Below are 18,952 nucleotides of genomic sequence, written 5' to 3' on the forward strand. Positions count from 1 at the left end.
ATTGCATATTGTTGGTGGGCATTAAATCTCAGGGAAAATGGATAGCTCGATTTATTATCGGCAATCGATGTTTATTTATTCCAATAGTGAATGAGTCACCTTTGTGCGACAAATAAAATCCACCCTATCGTTTGAATAACCGTGTGAATTGAATATTTATGGCCATTATCGTTTGAAAAACCGTGGTATTTTCTAAATGTTTGAGTATAAGTCTGGTCTAATCAGTGGTTTGAGCACTTACGGTGCACAGGAAATAACGTTGTGAAGCTATTCGTCAAAACCTTGGGTGAATTAGAGTTATCAGTCACTTGGGACGACCAAATATTAAAACTTCCCTCATCAAAACGAACACGTGCGCTGTTGGCCTATCTGGCCATGACGGGTCGGCCGCATCGTCGTGAACGCTTGTGTGAGGTGTTCTGGAATTTGCCGGATGATCCCAGAGGGGCTCTGCGCTGGTCGCTCAGTAAAATCAGGGGATTGGTTAATTACGGCGATGTGGAACGCCTGGTAGCAGATCGCGAACGCGTATCACTGCTGATGGATGATATCGAAATTGATGTTCGTTCTTTAGCGTTGCAGATCGACATGCCGAATATTTCAACAACCACGTTGAAAGAGATTAGCCTGCAATTAAAAGAGCCCTTCCTGGATGGTCTGGACCTGACTGATCAGGAACTGTATCAGCAGTGGCTCAGTAGTGAGCGCTTGGCGGTTAAGAAATTACGCATCAAGGTGTTGTCGTTACTGGCTCAACATCCCAGTCTCGATCAGGTTGAGCAACTGCATTGGGCGCGCTCCTGGGAAGCACTCGACAGCTATAACCCCCTGGCTGCCAACCGCCTGCTGGTGTCGCTGGATAACCTGGGCCTGGAACAGGAACGGCTTAACTTGAGTGAGCGTTTTGCCGAGCGCTTTATGAAAGCCGGGATTCCATGGAATGGCGCAAACGACAGCTATAGCGAGCCAGTTGCTGTCCCTTCACCAGCGCACAAACCGACACGCGATCTAAACCCCCGGCAGCGGATAAAATTCTGTACCGCAGCCGACGGCGTTCAGTTGGCGCATATGTCGGTGGGTCAGGGCACGCCGGTGGTCAAGGCCGGCAGTTGGATGAGTAGCCTGGCCAAAGACTGGGACACGCCGACCTGGAGTCCGATCTATCGGGCGCTGGAAGAACAACATCAGTTTATTCGCTACGATCAAAGAGGCTGCGGCTTATCGGATCGCCAACCGGGACAGTTCGAGTATGAGGATTGGGTAACCGATCTGGAAACCGTTGTTGATGCCAATAATCTGGATCGTTTCGCGTTATTTGGGATGTCACAAGGTGCGGCCATTGCGGTCGATTACGCGGCCCGTCATCCCGAGCGAGTCAGTCATTTGGTGCTGTTTGGTGCTTTTCCGGTGGGCTGGCGCCACGGCAAGAAAGGCGCCATCAATACCGCGCGTGAAACACGAGCCATGATTGAGATGGGCATGGTTGGCTGGGAAAAAGACGATCCGGCGATACTGCGACTGTTGTCGGTGTTGTTTATGCCCACGGCGGATGTCAGTGAGATACTCTGGTTCACCAATTATTTGCGTGAAACCACCAGTCGGGAAACCGCGCGCCGTAGCCTCTATTTGATCGGTGATGTCGATGTTACCGAGCAACTGACCAGGGTGCAGGCGCCGACGCTGGTGGCCCACTCGCTCGGCGATAAAACGATTCCCGTTAGCGCCGGCCGCGATATTGTTACCGCCGTTCCCAACGCCGAGTTTTGTGCTTTGGAAAGCCAAAACCACATTCTGTTGGGGCGCGAGCCTGCGACCCAGGATTTTATCGATATGTTTCTGGACTTTATCAACCGCTAATCGCCGCTGTCGCCAATCAGTCTGCAGCGCCTTGCTCCCATTGCTCATTATCCTGGCGTTTAACGGTTTTGTGAGCGTCTTCGTTAGCGCCCATTTTCCAGTAGCTGGAAATATAGAAATGGCTTTTGGGAATGTCGGCGGTTTCCCGGAAATGCTGGCGCAGGGCGCGCATGGAATTGAACTCGCAGGCCGTCCACACCGAGGGTGTACCGTCCAGCCAGGGCAGCTGCTTGACCGCTTCAACCAGTCGTTGTCCGCTGGGGTCGGCGTTCGCTGCAATGATCCAGTGCAGTTCCACGCCGGTTGGGTGTTGTAACGGTTGAATGTCGCTGTTATCGGCGACTTCAATCACAACGTGGCCCCGGGCGTCGTCGGGCAACTGTTCCAGATTGACGCTGATTGCCGGCATGGACGTCATATCGCCAACCAGTAAAAACCAATCTGCCTCGAAGTTGACCATTTTCTTCGGACCCGGGCCACGGATATCGATGCGCTCGCCGGGCTGTACGGTTTGTGCCCAGTGTGACGCCAGGCCGGCCGGTTCATGCAGAGCAAAGTCGACATCGATTTCGTCATCGCGTTGATGGCGGATGGTGTAGGTGCGCATCAACGGCTTGTCACTGCCTTCGCGCGGGAACAAAAACTTGAAATAGGCGCTGGCTTGGTCGGCTGGAAAGTCGGTGGCTTTTAGCCCGCCGAGGGTGACGCGTTTCATATGAGGGGTAATGTCAGTGGTGCGGATAACTTCCAGTTGGCGTTGGGCCGGGGCTGGCATGGTTGAATTCTCCTGTGCAGAACGGACCGGCGTGGCATTGGCAATCATGCGTTGCGCCAGTGACATGAAGTGACTGAGATCGTCCGGACTCAGTGTCTGAGTCAATTGGCTAACCGCCGACTCTTCGGCTTGTTGGAGACGTTCGCGCAGTGCCTTGCCGGCTTCGCTCAGTTGCAATAACTGGCTGCGACCATCCCGCGGGTTGTGCTGACTTTCGATGAGATCAGCCGCACGCAAGTCACTGAGCGCCCGGGTAATTTGTGCTTTATCAGCACGCATGGCGCAGGCGATCTCCCGAGCCGTACAGCCAGGCTGGTGAGCGATGCCCTTGACTACGCGAAGGTGGGTCACCGGCCAGCCGATGCCTGCGCCGCGAATGGAGTCGCGCAGTTGCGAACGGTAGGTGTGCATTAATTGGTGCAGGCTTTCACTGAGCCGAGTTGACATTGTTGAGAATGCTTATCAAGTCTATTTGCGGCGCATTGTGCTCGCTATAGTTGATAGTGTCAACCAGTTAGCGCTGTCTGGTCAGGGCCGATGGCATGCGCCAATATAAGGCTCCCTGACCACGCCGGATAAAGTCTGTGTCCAGACCAGAGATTGCCCAGCTCAATGCGGATGCCATGGCCGACTACCAGGCGATGCTCAGCGTTTTTGCCACCGCCTTCGATGATGCCGAGTCCTATTTGGCACAGCCGCCGGATGTCGATTATCGCCGTCGTTTGTTGAATAACCCGGGCTTTATCGCTTTGGTGGCGAAGCTGGACGATGAGGTTGTCGGTGCCCTGGCCGCTTATGAACTGGTTAAGTTCGAGCAGGCCCGCAGTGAAATTTATCTGTACGATTTGGCAGTGCTCGCTCCTTACCGCCGACGCGGCGTTGCTACAGCGTTGATCGGTCACTTGCAGAAACTGGCGGCAGAACGTGGCGCCTGGGTGATCTTTGTGCAGGCCGATACCGAAGCGGAAGACATCCCGGCGATTGCGCTGTACGAGCGGTTGGGCCAGCGCGAGTCGGTGTTGCATTTCGACATTCCACCACTTCGTGACTGATCATGTCGGCCATTACCAATAGATAGAAGGAAGACCATGCTGCCCCGGAAGCCTTTGATCGCTGCCCTCGCAATCTTGCTGCTCAGTGCCTGCGCGGCAAACTCACCGCCACCGCCGATTGCACAAGACGACCCACTGCCGACCGCCAGCCTGGCCGATGTCGGGTTATCGAACGAATACCTGCAACAGCTCGATGCCGATCTGGCCGAGGTGGAAAATCACCAACTGCACTCGATCCTTGTCGCTCGTCAGGGCCAACTGGTGTACGAGCGTTATTACAACGGCTACAGCGCCGATACCCCTCATGACTTGCGCTCGGTGACCAAGAGCATCACCGCTTTGTTGACCGGCATGGCGGTGGATGATGGCGCCATACTGAATATCGATCAGCCGATGATGCGCTACCTGGGTGAGGCCTATCCGCAGGTGGATAACAAAGGTGCCATCACTCTGCGCCATCTGCTGACCATGTCGTCCGGTCTGGACTGTGATGACCGTGATCGCCAGTCCCGAGGTCAGGAAGACCGCATCTATCGTCAGCGCGACTGGGTGGGTTACTTTCTGGCACTGGATGCCGTCGCCCCGCCGGGCCAACTCAGTGCCTACTGTACGGGCGGTGTTATCGCTCTGGGTCGGGTGATGACCGAAGCGACCGGCCAGCCGGTTGATCAATATGCCCAGCAACGCTTGTTTGCACCTTTGGGGATCCGCAACCTGCGCTGGGCGCGTTTTGATGGTGACACTCAGGTGGATACCGGTGGTCATTTGTTGCTGACACCCAGAGCGCTGATCAAGATCGGTCAGCTGATTTTGCAGCAGGGACAATGGCAGGGAGAACAGTTGCTCAGTCCGGCCTGGATCAGCGCCGCCACAACGCCACAGGTACAAGTCGATGGCACGCCATACGGCTACTTATGGTGGTTGCATGAGGTGGACTACGGGTTGCAGCCGGTACGTATCATTGCCGCACGTGGCAATGGCGGCCAGACGCTCTTTATCGCCCCTCAGTTCGGTCTGGTGGCGGTGCTCACCGCCGGTTATTACAACAACCCAGACGCCTCGGTCGTTGATCGTATTTTCTTTAACGCCATCCTGCCCTCAGTGCCTGAATTAAAAACGGCGGCGCAGCGCACGGTGCCTGAGGTGACTGAATAACCTGCGGTAACAACGAAGGAGTCGACTGATGAGTTATCGTTCGCGCATAGACATCTGGCTGGTCGCGGTCTTGGCCGGCGCTTTTATTCTCAGTCTGGTCAGCCTGGTTCCTACGCTGGGAGTAACCCTGGCGGTCTTGCTGGAACTGTTGGTGGTGATGGTGCTGGCGCTGTTACTGTGGCCCTGTGAATACCGCTTGGAGCCAGATCGCTTAAGCATCCGTTCCGGGCTGCTTAACTGGCGTCTTCGCTACGCTGACATCCTCAGCGCCGAGCCCAGTTTCGACCCCACCGCGGCGCCGGCGTTGTCGTTAAAGCGCGTAAAAATCCGCACCACAGGCCGTACCTTTTTAGTGTCACCTCAGGATCGGGAAGGCTTTATCGCTGCGCTGATGCAACGCGTCAATCAGGCGCGCTGAGCCCCGGTTTGGCCGCGCATTCGTTAAACGTGGATTGGTCTAGACTGGAACAGGGATAACCCGGATTCCAAGGAGACGGAATGAAGCGCCTTGTGATTTGGCTGACTTGGCTGTCCGTGGCAAGCAGTGGTTTTTGGGCGGCTCACAGTCAGGCGCAAACAACCTCATCGCTGACGCTGATGTCGATTGCCGGCCTGCCCAGCGCCGAGTTGGCGAATCGCATTATGTCGGCGGCTTACACCAAGCTGGGCATATCGATCTCTATTGTGCCGCAGCCGGCAAACCGGGCTTTGTCGATGGCGGTCAGCGGTGAAGCCGATGGCGACATGATGCGCATAGCGGCGCTGGATGGTCGTTACTCAAGCCTGGTGCAGGTGCCTTATCCGTTGCTGCACGGAGAGCTTCGTGCCATTACCCAGGATCCAACTATTACCCACTGGGACCTGGCGGCATTGGCCGACAAACGCATCGCCATTCGTCGCGGTGTGGTGATCGCTGAACGTGCCACCGCCGGTCTGAGGGTGACTGCTATTGCCGATTCCGCTCAGTTTATTCCCATGCTTGAGCGTAATCGGGTGGACGTTCTGGTGATATCGAACATTGCCGGTATCGATCCGCTGGAAAATGCAGACTGGTCGCAATTGGTGGTCCTCGATGAAGTGCTGGCGCACTTTACGCTGCACCACTACCTGCACCGACGGCATGCTGAGCTGGCGCAGCCCTTGGCTGATATTCTGGCGCAAATGCAGCTCAGTGGTGAAACCGACGCCATTACCAGCCAATTTCTCAAGGAGATAGGTCAGCGCGAATCCTGGCTGGAAAGCGCTGGCGTCCGCTGAGTGATTGGCTCAACTCCTCTTAACTCTGCCCAACTTCGCCTTGTATTTACGCGGCTCAAACGGACAATAACGGTCCGCTTCAGAACCGAGGTCAACGCCATGACGCCACACTGCTTGATTCTGCCCGGCTACGGCAATTCCGGTCCGCAGCACTGGCAAAGTCGATGGCAGCAGGACGCGGGCTTTGAGCGCGTCGAGCAAAGCGACTGGTTCCATGCCGAGCGTGCGGCCTGGGTGGCCGCGCTGGACGCTGCCGTGGCTCGGAATGCCAATCGACCGCTGTTGTTGGTAGCGCACAGTCTGGGCTGTCTGACCGTTGCGTTCTGGGCCGCGGAGCATCCGTTGACGGACGTCCATGGCGCGTTACTGGTTGCCCCACCTGACCCCAAGGGCGCTCACTTCCCCAGCACTATTACCGGCTTTGAGCAGCCGCCTCAGCAATGGCTGCCATTCCCAACGACGCTGGTGATGAGCACCGACGATCCTTACGCCCAGCCCGAATTTGCTCAGCAGTGCGCCCGCAGCTGGGGCAGCCATCTGGTTAGTCTGGGCGACTGTGGCCATATTAATCACGACAGCGGTCTGGGCGATTGGCCAGAAGGACGGGCTTTGTTACAGGATTTGATTGACCGTTAAGTGGTCACCTGATCATAGAAATGAGTAAATTTTGGCGTAGTGAGAAAAATCTGCTGATTTCTACAACGATTTGCTCAAATTACCACGGTTGTTAAAACGCTTAATTCAGCGCTTGCCTGAGAGCATAGGGCACTCTCAACCTGGCAAAGGATTAAGCCAATGCAATGCCCGTCTTTATTCGCAATCAGCTGTCTTCGTTATTGCTTACTGGCCGCTCTGACCAGCGCCATCTGCGGTTGCGATCAATCAGAATCGACCATGCCGACCTTACAGACCCTGTCCCCCAGCGCTGTCGAAACAGTGAAGCTGGCACAGCCCAAATCGGCTCATCTATTGACCACGGTAGGCGATGCCTTTGGCACGGCCGTAGCGATCAGTGCTGACGGTCGTACTCTGGCCATCAGTGCGCCGGGAGAAGACAGTGAGGCGCGCGGCATCAATGGTGACGAATTCAATAACAAAGCCATTAATTCCGGTGCCGTTTATGTCTATTACAACACCGGTAGCCGATGGGTTCGTCAGGCTTATCTGAAAGCCAAAGACAGCCAAATGGAAGATCGCTTCGGCAGCGCGCTCAGCCTCAGCGCCGACGGCTCTGTGCTGGCCATCGGTGCCTCGCAAACCGATAGCATGGATGAGCAACTACCCGTTGGTGCCGGGGTGAATCAGGGCGCGGTCTATCTGTTTCGACGTAAACAGCAGCACTGGTATCAGGAGGCGCAACTGGAAGCGAGCAACGCCGATAGCTTTGATGCCTTTGGCACAGTACTGACAGTCAGTGCTGATGGTCGGACGCTGGCCGTTGCCGCCTTGGGAGAAGACAGTTCCGGTGACAGCGCCAAGGGAAACGACAACCAGCGTCATAATGCCGGTGCGGTCTATTTGTTTCAGTATCAAAATGATCAATGGCAGCAAGGTGCCATATTGAAGGGTGCTCCGGCGCAGGAAATGGAAGACTTCGGGCACGCCTTAAGCCTCAGCGAACATGGCAAATTACTTGCCATTGGCGCCAATCAGCACGACGGTTTTGTCACCGAGAATGGGGTGACGAAGCGCCTGCATAACGCCGGCATGGTGTATCTGTTTGCGCAGCAGACTGACGGCTGGCAACTGCAGAGCAAGCTCAGTGCCCGCTATGCTGATGAACGCGATAACTTCGGTACCGCCGTCAGCCTGAATGCGGATGGCACTCGTCTGGCAATCAGCGCTCAGGGCGAGGCTGGTTCACCAGGTGCCGGTGGCGACGGACAGGACAACAGCGCGAGCAACGCCGGCGCCGTCTACCTCTATGAATTACGCAACGGCCAATGGCAACAACAGGCCTATTTGAAAGCGGCCAACGGCGAAAAAAATGATGGCTTCGGGACGCAATTGCAGCTCAGTGCCAACGGCAAGGTGCTGGCGGTGAGCGCCCAGTGGGAAGACAGTTCCGGCAGCGCGGACAATAACAATGCGCTGCAATCCGGAGCGGTCTATCTGTTTAATCAGCAGAAAGAAAACTGGAAGCAAACGGCTTACCTGAAAGCCGAGGCACCTGCCGCTCTGGATCAATTTGGCAGCGCCCTCAGTCTCAGCGCAGATGGCAAAACCCTGGTCATTGGTGCCGCCGCTGAAGACGCTGGCTTGCTGGAGACAGCACCGGGTTATCATCCTGGTATGGCGCTGAGTTCCGGCGCGGCCTATCTGTTTCACCAGCCGGATGAGCAATGGCAGCAAGGCGCTTATTTCAAAGCGACCATGGACAGCGACTTGGGCGACAGCGCGATGGCGGCATACCGCTGACAGCGGTGGCGATCAGTTCTTGGTCGCCACCGTAAACAGCACCATGGGCGAACTGTCGGGCACCCAATCGGATTGCAGCTTAAAACCGCTGTTGCTGATGTCCTGCCTCAGTTCGTCCATATCGAACACCTTAACGATGGGCAACAACCCCAGCTTTTGGCCGATTGGCACCAGGTAACGAAACCAGGCCATTTTTTCACCGACGCAGGCGGTGCTGCTGATAAAGCAACCGCCGGGTTTCAGAATACGATGCACTTCCACCAGGGTTTCCTGCCGGTTCGGCAGCAGATGCAGAATACTCATACCGAGCACCACATCCACGCTGCTGTCGGCCAGGTTTAAATCGAACAGCGTGCCGCAACTGAAGCTCAGGTTGTCAACGCCGGCATCGGCCGCTTGCTGACGGGCAATGGCCAGCATACGTTCGGAGATATCGACAGCACGCAGTCGTTTGACAAAGGGCGCATGAGCGACGGCCGTGGTGCCGGTACCGCAACCAAATTCCACCACCTCGCTGTGCTCAGTGAAATACTCGCGGGTTAGCTCGAGCTTGCGCTGGTAATCGGCTTCACTGGGTACCGGCTGCTTATAGTATTTGTTGGCAATGCGGTCCCAAAAACGATGTGCTTCCATATCGATCAACCTCTGGCATGAAGCTGCAGTATTGGAGAAAAAAGCGACGCTCGCCACTGGCCGATGGTCATCGTGGTAAAGGCCGCCCCTTTGGCCGTTATCTTCGCTACACTGGCCTGCGGTCAAAGCGGTTGGAGATCCCGATGATGCACAAAACGCCCTGGTTGGCGCTGAGCCTGGCGGCCTTAACGATGAGTGCTACCGCGGCTCAGTGTTTTGACCGTTCCGAACAATCGCATCGTTTTGTGGTCGACAGTCATCTGCATTTCCAGCCCTTCAGCGGCCCGTCGCTGCCCCATGAAGAATTGATCGGATATCTGGAGCGCGCCGGCATTCGCTACGCCAATGTCTACGGTATTGGTCAGACTCGCATCCAGGATTGGGGCTGTTTTCATGGCGGCCCGTGCGATTCCGATACCATCATGCCGACGATGAAAAACGACTTTATCAACGCCAAAAACATGGCCGATCATCCGTCGCGCAATGTCGGCCTGACCTTGTCGATGACCTTCCCCGACTTACAGCACCCAGAAACCATCGTCGATCGCATGGACATTCTTGACGCCGAATTTCCCGGCTTTTTCCAATGGATGGGTGAGGCGAATCTGGTTAAGCAAGCGCTCTTTGTCTGGGGGCATGAACCGGCCACCCTGGAAGACATTGACGCCTGGGCGCCCTTTATGGCCCGACTGCGCGAACGCGATATGCCACTGGCGCTGCATGCGGATTTTGGTAACGACCAGGACCCGCTGAAATATCTTTATTTAATGCAGGCCGTGTTGGAGCGCTACCCAGACAACACCATCGTCTGGATGCACCTGGGTATGTCACGCGAGCAACGCGATATGGAGCCGCGTCAGCACACGCGAATTCTCAGCGAGATGATGGATGAGTACCCGAATCTGTGGGTCGATATTTCCTGGAGCGTGCTCTACGACTACTACTTTTCTGAGCCAACACGCCGGCCGTTTTACGTTGATTTTCTCAACCAATATTCGCAACGCGTATTAACCGGAACCGACATCGTCGCCTCGGAAAATACCGGCTATTCACAATACGAGCGGGCGCTTGATGCCAACAGCTACATCAACCAGTTTCTGGATGACGACGCCTTTCGCAACATCGCGCTGGGGCAGAATTATTTTGATTTACTGGGGCTGGATGACACCGCGCCAGCCATTTGCACCGACTAAGCGAACAGCAAATGGCTGGGCAAAAGCGATGCTTTAATCGCGGAAATTATTGAACTGCAACGGCAGCTCGATGTCCGATCCTTTCAATAAAGCGATGGCTTCTTGCAGGTCGTCGCGCTTCTTACCATTGACCCGAACCTGATCGCCCTGAATTGACGCCTGAACTTTTAGTTTGTTGTCTTTAATCAGCTTAACGATCTTCTTCGCGGTCGGCTGATCAATGCCCTGTTTAAAGGTTAGCGTCAGTGAGAATGTTTTGCCCGAATGCACCGGTTCGTCATCAATATCGGCACCGGCGGCGCTGACGTTCTGCTTGGTGCAGGCTTTGCGAAACAGGTCTTCTAACTGTCGGACCTGAAAATCGGATTCGGTCTTCAGAGTCACTTCCAGACCGTTCTGTTCGATGCTGGCTTCGACACCGCGGAAGTCGAAGCGGGTAGCCAGTTCGCGGTTGGCGTTATCGACGGCGTGGCGCAGGGCGACTTCGTCGGTTTCAGATACGATGTCGAAAGACGGCATGGTGTTCTCGCTGTGATTCAGTCAGTTAAGCAGGGCGCATCATAGCATTAAAGCTTATTCAAAATTCAGTCGCGCCCGCGCATTTTGGTTGCGCAGCGCATCATCGCGGTTGGCGTAAAGCACAATGGCGGCGGGCGTGACCAGCAACGCCTGACCATCGGCCAGGCCAATATAGCCAGCGCGGTGCTCGGTGACAAAGCGTTCACCCGCCGGCGCCAACTGATGCGCTTCATCCAATTCGACCAGCGCCAGCAAGCCATTACCCAGTGGATCGTCCGGCGAGGCCGCATCCTTGTACAGTGCCAGCGCCTTCTGACTCAACACCAGCACCGGCCCACCTTTGAGGTGCACCCGCTCGGCCGGTGCGCCGTTATTCAGCGGCCGGCTTTCCAGTTCAGTGACGATGTCTGAAGTGCCATAAAACAACATAGGCTTGGGTCCTGTCGTTCGGGGCGAGTACCATAGGCCCGCCGCCGCCCACTGACAAGCCGAACACGAGAACCCCATGGCCAAGCTGATCTTCCGATTGCACAACGTTCCCGACGATGAAGCCGATGATGTGCGCCAACTGCTCGCTGACCACGGCTTCGAAACGTATGAAACCAGCGCCGGTCGCTGGCGCATCTCCATGCCCGGGATTTGGTTGATAGACGACAGCCGCAAAGCCGAAGCGCGAGCGGTGATCGAGGCCTATCAGCAAGAACGTCAAAACCGCATGCGCGGCGAATACGAAGCCGCGCAGCGCGCCGGTGAAGTGCCGACCATTCGGGCGCGGTTCCAAGCCAGTCCGTTGGCCTTTGTGGTGATCGTTATCGGTTTGGCGGTGGTCGCCCTAGTATCCACGGTACCGTTTTTTTCATTTTTGTAGCTCTGATCATATTGGAAATTAAGACAGGAAATATCAACGAGAACATTTTTCCCGTATAAGGGGGAGCCCGAAACGCCAACACAAGACTCACCAGTGCCAGGGAATTAATCGCGGTTTTGATCAAATCATTACAGCGGCTAGCTGTTTGCTACTTTTTGACCAAAATTTTCATCTGCCTTTTCTGCCAGTGTTTTCCCTAGGTTGTAATATGCGTTGCCTTTGGCGCTCTTGTTTTTTGTTGATAATCTTTTAGGTTGGTTGGTGTTTATATAGTTATAGTATTCTTTCATTGATGTAATTTTAATCATGCTGATCCCCCTCGAAGTCTAAATTATACTTTGAAAAAAATTGATGGTTCAACTCTTTATCAAAATAGTGCTTTCTTTTTATCCATACTAGACCGTCCCCTTTAGTTATTACGCAAACATCAATGGGGCCGCCAACAGTTTCCATATTTAGAGTTACTTGCTTTCTAAAAGATTCAAGGTTAACTAAAGTTTCTGCCATTGATGCCATTTCAGTGGGAGAGAAAAAAGATACCGCATTTATGACAGGGCCCGAAAAATCTTCCCTACTAATTAATTGTAGCTGCTCTATTGCTTGATCTACAATTCCTGAGCCAGATACATTTAAGGAATCCTTAACTTTTTCTTTGTTGTCTTCACTAACTAGTCCATCGTTAAATAACTGGTTGGATAATGTTTCACCAAAATCTTTGCTAAATAAGGATTTTAAATCCCTTGCGCAATAGTCTAGGAATCGTTGACTTATGCCGTTCATGAACGTGCCTACTTCATTTGTTTGAGCAAACGCTCTTACGCTAGCAGTGTTTCCTAATTCAATGTTTCTATTGAATACCTCATCAAATTCTACTTTCCCATCTAGTATTTTCGTTATTTCGTATGCTCTAGCAGCAGGAAAGTTGTCCTTGCTTCCATAGCCTGCAAGAACAAGCCCCGATTTATTAATTCCAGGGAAAAGAATGGCAAAAAGTAAGCATGTATCTATTAATTTTCTTTTTGTATTTCCACTTATTGGTCTTGAATGAATCAAGGGCTCAATAATAGACTTCACCAATGGACGGTAATTGGTGAACGTCGGTTTAATGTCATCTTTGTTTTTTGAGTTTTTCTTTATGGAGTCTAGTACATTTGAAAGAGCGTTTATTTCTGTTTGGTGGATTTTTTTTATTGCATCTTCATCAATTTCTCCATCGACTTCTAAAGCTTTTTCTACGTTCTTATCAGCACCTTTTGTTATGACTGTGAAACATTCAAATGCTCTTTGTCGAACATAACGCTCGTATGCTTCATTAGGTAAAAGTTCTTCGCAAAGGTACTTAAAAAGCTCATCTTTGTATTCTTCAAGTGTAGGGTAGCTAGCTCGCCCTAAATAAGTTCTAAATTGCTTTAAAACCACCTCCCACGGAATGCCCATTATTTCGGCGCCACCGTAAATCATTACTGCAACTGGCTCATATTTTGAAAGAGCAAATACTTTGTTTGCAGTGTTATATGTTTTTGACTCTCCAGGACCCCCAGAAATAGTGACAGCACTATCTGCGGCAAGTGCTAAGCCAATTTTGTTCATTACCAAGACTTCCGCTGTCATATATTCCTCTCTTGTTCTTATAAACTAACTCAGCCTTTAGAATGCACTCAATGCAACCAGTAGCGAAATAGCATGAGTGTATTAAAAATAATAATATGATATCTAAAAGCTACTACTCGCAAACGTAGATATACTTCATATATTTGAAGTCACTGCCCCTTAATTCAACATATTAGAGCTATAGTCTCACGGCCAGGCCGCAAAGGTCGTATCGTCATGAAACTCTTTCGCGCGCATTTCCCGCCGCCAGGCACCTGGAGCAGCGCCGATCTGGCGCTTAAAAAAGCGATTGAAATAAGCCGGATCGCGAAAGCCCAAACCATAGGCCACTTCCGCCACAGACAACGGCGAATGCGCCAGTCGCTGGCAGGCTTCGCTGAGTAGTTTGCGTTGAATCAGTGTGCTCGGTGATTGGCCGGCATCGCGTTGGGTTGCTGCTTCCAGGCGCCGTTCGGTGACACCCATACTGGCGGCGTAGTCGCGCACCTTCCAATGCTCGCGAAAGTGCAACTCCACCAATTGCAGAAAACGTTGATAGACCACAGACCGGGTTTCACCCGAGGCCGGGTGGGGCGGTCTGTCGGTATCAAGGCGATGCAGGTAGGTAAGCAGCGTCGTTAACTGGGCGGCCACCACCGAACGTGCACCAATATCACTTTGTTGAAGTTCGGCGCGAATGGTGGCGAAGCAGGGCTCAATAAGGCGCCAAAAGTCGCCATCTTCCGGTTGCGCCGCATGGACGGTATCGGCCAACACGCGGTAGGGCAAATCCGGGTCAAGCCGGCCGGTGACGGCGGGCACCAGCCAATCCTCAGAAACCGACAGCAGCATGCCACGACTACCAGCCGCAAAGCGCGCCTGCACCATCATGCCTGCGGGCAACCAGGCCAGAGCCGGTGCTTTGAGTGGCAACTTGGCGCCTTTGAACAGGGCCAGCGCCGAGCCCGATTCCAGCAGCACGCACTGGGCAAAGTGACGCCACTCCTGACGCGGTGCTGTCCAGGTCAGTTCGGAATGGGGTGAGGCTACCTCGACCACGTCCAGATGGCGCTGGATGGGCGCTGACAGTGGGTTGTTGGTCATGATTTCAGCGTCTGCCGTTTAGTAAGTGCAATTATTTGTCGTAAAAGTACCATACAAAAGCATTTTACTGCCCCGGGCTTTTATCTACCGTTAGCGCCAGAACCGACACACAACTACAACAACGGTCGAGGAGCTAGCTATGTACGAAGTCCCCCTGTGGCTGAACGGTCAGCCAAGCAATGCGCAAAACAACCAGACTTACCAAGTCAAAAACCCCATCAGTGGGGAAGTCGTCACTACTGCCGCAGCGGCGACGGTAGCCGATGCTCGTGCGGCGGCCGATGCAGCGGCCGCGGCCTTTCCGGTCTGGTCACAGAAAACCCCGGGCGAGCGACGTGCTGTCTTATTGCTGGCAGCCGACAAGCTGGCTGCCAAAGCCGAGGAAGCTGGCCAGCGCGTTATGCAGGAAATGGGCGCTACCGGCATGTGGGGTGGGTTTAACATTCACCTGGCGTCGTCGATGTTGCGTGAAGCGGCGGCCATGACCACCCAGATCGACGGCTCCATCATTCCGTCGGATGAAGCGGGCATGATGGCCATGGGTATCCGTCAACCAGTGGGCGTGGTGCTGGGGATTGCCCCCTGGAATGCGCCCATCATTCTCGGTGTGCGTTCGGTGGCCATGCCGCTGGCCTGTGGTAATTCGGTGGTGTTTAAAGCGTCGGAAATTTGCCCGGCAACCCATCAGTTGATTGCCGAAGCGCTGAGCGAAGCTGGCTTGCCCGAAGGCACCCTGAATATGATCACCAATGCGCCTGAAGACGCGCCGGAGATCGTGAAAAGCTTGATCGAACACCCGGCGGTGCGCCGCGTGAACTTCACCGGGTCGACGCGCGTGGGTCGTATCATTGCTGGTCTGTGCGCGGAAAACCTTAAGCCGGTGTTGCTTGAACTCGGTGGCAAAGCGCCGATGGTGGTGCTCGATGATGCCGACGTCGATGCCGCCGTTAACGCCGCTGCTTTCGGTGCCTATATGAACCAGGGCCAGATCTGCATGTCGACCGAACGTTTGATCGTTACGCCCGGCATCGCCGATAAACTGGTCGCCAAACTGGCCGAAAAAGCGCGCACCATTACCGCAGGCAAACCCGAAGCGGGCAATACCATCCTGGGCGCTGTGGTCAATGAGGCGGCTCTGGAACGACTCAATCGCCTGATTGACGACGCCAGCCGTAAAGGTGCTGAGGTGTTGGCCGGTGGTCGCAGCAATTCGGTGTTAATGGACGCGACCTTGATCGATAACGTCACCTCCTCGATGCAAATCTACAGCGAAGAATCCTTTGGCCCGGTGCTGTCGATCATGCGCGCCCAGGACGAAGAAGACGCCATCCGCATCGCCAACGATAGCCAGTATGGTTTGTCAGCGGCGGTATTCAGTCAGGACTTCAATAAAGCCATGGCGGTGGCGGGCCGCATCGACAGTGGCATATGCCACATCAACAGCCCCACCGTTCAGGACCAGGCGCAAATGCCTTTTGGCGGCGTTAAGGCCAGTGGTTATGGTCGCTTCGGCAGTAAGGCGGCGATCAATGAATTTACCGAGCTGCGTTGGGTGACCAACCAGTGGGGGGGGCGGCACTATCCGTTCTAATACGCCGCCAAACCAGGGCTTATTAAAACAGTAAGGCTCTTTAAAAAGTACGGCTCATTAAAAAGCCAGGCTGACCTTTATCAGCCTGGCTTTTTTGTTGGGTAACGCTTGAGTCTGTCGTCGCTGTGGGCTGTTACGATTGCTTAATCGACCTGGAATTTCCGGGCGATCTGATCGATCCGTCCTGCTACCGTTTTCAACTGACTCATTACATCCTGCACTTCGGTCGCCTTGGCTTTCACCTTCTCCGAAGCCTCAGCCACCATGGCGGTGCGCGCCGACATCTCGGTGGTCACAGACGACTGCTCGGTGGCGCTGGTGGCGATCTGGTGGTTCATTTCCACCAGGGCGTTCATCTGTGCGCTGGCGTCGTTCACCATACTTTCAATGCGTGACATCGCCGCCAGAGTTTCCTCACGTTGGGTACGCGACAACTGCATTTTCTCGACGGTTTCCTTAGCCATGCTATTGAGCCGTTCGAGAATGGTGCTGACGTCGTCGGTGCTGGTTTGAGTGCGTTGCGCCAGCTGACGAACTTCGTCGGCGACCACCGAGAAACCGCGGCCGTGTTCGCCCGCCCGAGCCGCTTCGATGGCAGCGTTCAACGCCAGCAAATTGGTTTGCTCAGAAATACCGTTGATCTCATCCAGGGTGCGCGAAATGCTCTGGATTTCCTGGTCCAGACCGTTGATGGATTCTTCGACGGACTGCGACAGCGCATCCAGTTCACCCAGGGTTGCCTGGGTGGCAACCGACTGTTCATTAATGCCCTGCATCTGTTCCTGAGCGGTTTCCGAACGACTGCGGGTTTCTTCGGAATGATTGGCAATGTCCGCAGCCGTAGCCGCCAGTTCTTCAACGGCGGTGGCGTTGGAGTAAACCGATTCGGCCTGATCGTTACTTTCGCGCGCCATGGAGGTGGCCGATTCGGTGCCCTGATCGGACACCTGACTGATGGTGGCCACATCCTGGTTTAATTGACGAATGTCATCGCGTAATTGGCCCAGGAAGGTGTTGAAATCCTGCGCCAGATCGTTGAATACATCGATGCCACTGCGCGGCAGTTCGGTGGTTAAATCGCCCTGTCCGGAAGCCAGTCGTTTGACCGAACCACCCAAGGCATTCAACGCCCGGTAGATGCCGCGCACCAGCAAGGTGATCAGCCCCAGAATCAACAAGGTGCCTGCACCCATGACGATGGCCGAGGTCGACATCATATCGCGACCTTCATCGACAATGGTGTCGCGGATAGCGCCGGTCAGGGATTCCGCCGAGTCGATATAAAACCCGGTGCCGAGCATCAGGTTCCACTGCCCCACCCAGATGGCGTAGGAATATTTAGGTTCGGCAATGTCACCGCCCGGACGTGGGAACAGGTAGGTGAAATAGCCGGTCCCTGCTTTGGCCGCGTCGATCAAGCCTTTGATCAGATAGGTGCCGTTGTCGTCCTGGAGGTTGTAGTAATTATTGCCAATGCCGCCGCCGGGGTGCAGCAGGCGGACACCTTCGCCGTCGTAGCCGAAGATATAACCATCGCCTTCATCGAAGCTGTAATTACCGAGCATTTCCATGGCGGCGTCGCGGCCACCCAAGCCAGGTTGTTCGAGGTAGGGTTGGATCAGGCCTTCAACGGAATCCATGATCGTTTTCAGCCGCTGGCTTTCAATTTCGATCACGGCCTTGTGGATGTGTTCTGCAGTGTGTTCCTGCAAGGTGCGGTTACCCAAGTACTGGGTGCCGATGCCTGCTACCGCCAAAGCGATAACCGGTAACACCGCAATACCGTACAACAAAGCTTTCAACGATAGCTTCATGCTGTGGCGCTCCATTAATTTTGTTGTTTTTAGGAGTATGGTCGAGGCGGACAGAAGTGACACCAATCGACCACTGGTAGATTTTAGAGAACACTAATTTACGAGCGTTCATTAGAATAATAGGGCCAATTCCAGCTCGATTTTGTATAAAAAACGTACAATCCCATGGCTCAATATAGTCAATAATCGGCCTCAGTGCTCTTAGCCGAAGATCGTACTCAAGTTTTTCCGACACCGACCTGTCATTGCGCTGTGGTAGGCTGGTGTTTTTGCATCGCTTCAGGAATTTCCATGCGCATTCTGACCGACACCCACGCCCACACCGTCGCTTCCGATCACGCCTACAGCACGGTGCACGATTACTTCCGCATCGCCCGCGATAAAGGCCTGCAGTTGTTCAGCATCACCGACCACGCCCCGACCATGCCGGACGGCGCGCACTATTGGCATTTCGGCAATATGAAAGTGATTCCACGGGTGGTGGAAAACGTCGCCATGCTGCGCGGCATCGAAGCTAATATTCTCGAGCCCGACGGTGGTGTCGACATTCCGGAAAAACTGCACGGGTTTCTCGATTTCGCCATCGCCAGTTTTCACGAGCCAGTGTTCTCGCCCGCCGATAAAGCCACCAATACCCGCGCCATGATCAACACCATTGCCAGTGGCCATTGCCAGATCATCGGCCACCCCGGCAACCCGAATTATCCGATCGATGTGGAAGAGGTGATTCGCGCCGCCAAAGACAACAATGTGCTGCTGGAGATCAACAATTCCTCCTTCACGCATTCGCGCCTCGGCAGCGAGCCGCATTGCCGGCATATTCTGGAAATGATCGACCGCCTCGACTGGAAAGTCTCCTTTGGCTCCGATTCACACGTCGCCTTCACCGTTGGTGAGTTCGATCAGGCCATCGCCCAGGCCGAAGCGGTGGGTTTTCCTGAGTCGCGCATCGTTACTGCCAATGCTCCGCGTTTTCTGAAGTTTCTCGGTGAGCACGGCAAAACGGTGGCCAAAGACCTGGCCGTCTGGGCGGCCCAGTTCGACCCGGATTGATGCGTATTGACAGAGCCGCGGTCGCTGCCTAAGGTAGCGCCTCGGTTGCAGACACCGGCCGCTCGCGGGCCTT

The 18,952-nt window shown here is 54.4% G+C and carries 19 protein-coding genes; 11 read left to right on the forward strand and 8 right to left on the reverse strand.

Features of this window, described 5'->3' with window-relative positions; genetic code table 11:
* Nucleotides 1–261 precede the first annotated feature (261 nt).
* A complete protein-coding gene (locus tag ACXAE6_RS07550; protein WP_475146357.1) occupies nt 262–1,857 on the forward strand; it encodes a bifunctional AfsR/SARP family transcriptional regulator/alpha/beta hydrolase in 1,596 nt (531 codons plus the stop codon).
* Nucleotides 1,858–1,873: 16 nt separating this feature from the next.
* Here ACXAE6_RS07550 and ACXAE6_RS07555 read toward each other — a convergent pair whose 3' ends face one another.
* Nucleotides 1,874–3,079, reverse strand: a complete 1,206-nt coding sequence (locus ACXAE6_RS07555; protein WP_475146359.1) for an SIP domain-containing protein — start codon at nt 3,077–3,079, stop codon at nt 1,874–1,876.
* A 137-nt stretch (nt 3,080–3,216) separates the two neighbouring features.
* Here ACXAE6_RS07555 and ACXAE6_RS07560 point away from each other — a divergent pair, with 137 nt between their 5' ends.
* The 6 genes from ACXAE6_RS07560 to ACXAE6_RS07585 all read left to right on the forward strand — a co-directional run bounded on the left by ACXAE6_RS07560 (nt 3,217) and on the right by ACXAE6_RS07585 (nt 8,514).
* On the forward strand, nt 3,217–3,684 hold the full coding sequence (locus ACXAE6_RS07560; RefSeq protein WP_475146361.1) for an AAC(3)-I family aminoglycoside N-acetyltransferase: 468 nt from the start codon (nt 3,217–3,219) through the stop codon (nt 3,682–3,684).
* Nucleotides 3,685–3,738: 54 nt separating this feature from the next.
* Nucleotides 3,739–4,839 (forward strand): serine hydrolase domain-containing protein, encoded by a 1,101-nt coding sequence (locus ACXAE6_RS07565; protein ID WP_475146363.1) that lies wholly within the window; start codon nt 3,739–3,741, stop codon nt 4,837–4,839.
* A 28-nt stretch (nt 4,840–4,867) separates the two neighbouring features.
* Entirely contained in the window at nt 4,868–5,257 is a 390-nt protein-coding gene (locus tag ACXAE6_RS07570) for a PH domain-containing protein (protein ID WP_475146365.1), read from the forward strand.
* An 80-nt stretch (nt 5,258–5,337) separates the two neighbouring features.
* Entirely contained in the window at nt 5,338–6,096 is a 759-nt protein-coding gene (locus ACXAE6_RS07575; RefSeq protein ID WP_475146367.1) for a substrate-binding periplasmic protein, read from the forward strand.
* A gap of 99 nt (nt 6,097–6,195) precedes the next feature.
* Nucleotides 6,196–6,732: an RBBP9/YdeN family alpha/beta hydrolase gene (locus tag ACXAE6_RS07580; RefSeq protein ID WP_475146369.1), complete on the forward strand. Its 537-nt coding sequence runs from the start codon at nt 6,196–6,198 to the stop codon at nt 6,730–6,732.
* Between the two features lie 258 nt (nt 6,733–6,990).
* The gene (locus tag ACXAE6_RS07585; protein ID WP_475146371.1) at nt 6,991–8,514 is read left to right on the forward strand and encodes a hypothetical protein; all 1,524 of its coding nucleotides are present in this window, start codon (nt 6,991–6,993) and stop codon (nt 8,512–8,514) included.
* 12 nt (nt 8,515–8,526) lie between these two features.
* Here ACXAE6_RS07585 and ACXAE6_RS07590 read toward each other — a convergent pair whose 3' ends face one another.
* On the reverse strand, nt 8,527–9,147 hold the full coding sequence (locus ACXAE6_RS07590; RefSeq protein ID WP_475146374.1) for a class I SAM-dependent methyltransferase: 621 nt from the start codon (nt 9,145–9,147) through the stop codon (nt 8,527–8,529).
* 143 nt (nt 9,148–9,290) lie between these two features.
* Here ACXAE6_RS07590 and ACXAE6_RS07595 point away from each other — a divergent pair, with 143 nt between their 5' ends.
* Nucleotides 9,291–10,340: an amidohydrolase family protein gene (locus ACXAE6_RS07595; protein ID WP_475146377.1), complete on the forward strand. Its 1,050-nt coding sequence runs from the start codon at nt 9,291–9,293 to the stop codon at nt 10,338–10,340.
* Nucleotides 10,341–10,373: 33 nt separating this feature from the next.
* On the opposite strand, the gene ACXAE6_RS07600 is transcribed toward ACXAE6_RS07595, so the two are convergent.
* Together ACXAE6_RS07600 and ACXAE6_RS07605 are read right to left on the reverse strand one after the other, a co-directional pair.
* Nucleotides 10,374–10,859 (reverse strand): YajQ family cyclic di-GMP-binding protein, encoded by a 486-nt coding sequence (locus tag ACXAE6_RS07600; protein ID WP_392804703.1) that lies wholly within the window; start codon nt 10,857–10,859, stop codon nt 10,374–10,376.
* A 54-nt stretch (nt 10,860–10,913) separates the two neighbouring features.
* Nucleotides 10,914–11,288 (reverse strand): hypothetical protein, encoded by a 375-nt coding sequence (locus ACXAE6_RS07605; RefSeq protein WP_475146380.1) that lies wholly within the window; start codon nt 11,286–11,288, stop codon nt 10,914–10,916.
* Nucleotides 11,289–11,364: 76 nt separating this feature from the next.
* Between ACXAE6_RS07605 and ACXAE6_RS07610 the strand changes: the two genes are divergently transcribed.
* On the forward strand, nt 11,365–11,727 hold the full coding sequence (locus ACXAE6_RS07610; protein WP_475146382.1) for a DUF6164 family protein: 363 nt from the start codon (nt 11,365–11,367) through the stop codon (nt 11,725–11,727).
* Nucleotides 11,728–11,864: 137 nt separating this feature from the next.
* Here ACXAE6_RS07610 and ACXAE6_RS07615 read toward each other — a convergent pair whose 3' ends face one another.
* The 3 genes from ACXAE6_RS07615 to ACXAE6_RS07625 form a co-directional block, all read right to left on the reverse strand.
* Nucleotides 11,865–12,035, reverse strand: a complete 171-nt coding sequence (locus tag ACXAE6_RS07615; RefSeq protein ID WP_475146384.1) for a hypothetical protein — start codon at nt 12,033–12,035, stop codon at nt 11,865–11,867.
* On the reverse strand, nt 12,028–13,338 hold the full coding sequence (locus tag ACXAE6_RS07620; protein WP_475146386.1) for a hypothetical protein: 1,311 nt from the start codon (nt 13,336–13,338) through the stop codon (nt 12,028–12,030). The genes ACXAE6_RS07615 and ACXAE6_RS07620 overlap by 8 nt, the downstream gene beginning before the upstream one ends.
* 186 nt (nt 13,339–13,524) lie before the next feature.
* Nucleotides 13,525–14,421, reverse strand: coding sequence for a helix-turn-helix domain-containing protein (locus ACXAE6_RS07625; RefSeq protein WP_475146388.1), 897 nt, complete (start codon nt 14,419–14,421; stop codon nt 13,525–13,527).
* A 139-nt stretch (nt 14,422–14,560) separates the two neighbouring features.
* Between ACXAE6_RS07625 and ACXAE6_RS07630 the strand changes: the two genes are divergently transcribed.
* Complete coding sequence (locus ACXAE6_RS07630) at nt 14,561–16,012, forward strand: aldehyde dehydrogenase (protein WP_475146390.1); 1,452 nt, start codon at nt 14,561–14,563, stop codon at nt 16,010–16,012.
* A 143-nt stretch (nt 16,013–16,155) separates the two neighbouring features.
* Here ACXAE6_RS07630 and ACXAE6_RS07635 read toward each other — a convergent pair whose 3' ends face one another.
* Nucleotides 16,156–17,826, reverse strand: coding sequence for a methyl-accepting chemotaxis protein (locus ACXAE6_RS07635; protein WP_475146392.1), 1,671 nt, complete (start codon nt 17,824–17,826; stop codon nt 16,156–16,158).
* A 291-nt stretch (nt 17,827–18,117) separates the two neighbouring features.
* Between ACXAE6_RS07635 and ACXAE6_RS07640 the strand changes: the two genes are divergently transcribed.
* Nucleotides 18,118–18,879, forward strand: a complete 762-nt coding sequence (locus tag ACXAE6_RS07640) for a PHP domain-containing protein (RefSeq protein WP_475146396.1) — start codon at nt 18,118–18,120, stop codon at nt 18,877–18,879.
* Nucleotides 18,880–18,952: the final 73 nt, after the last annotated feature.

The organism is Saccharospirillum sp. ABV4_185, assembly GCF_056159245.1.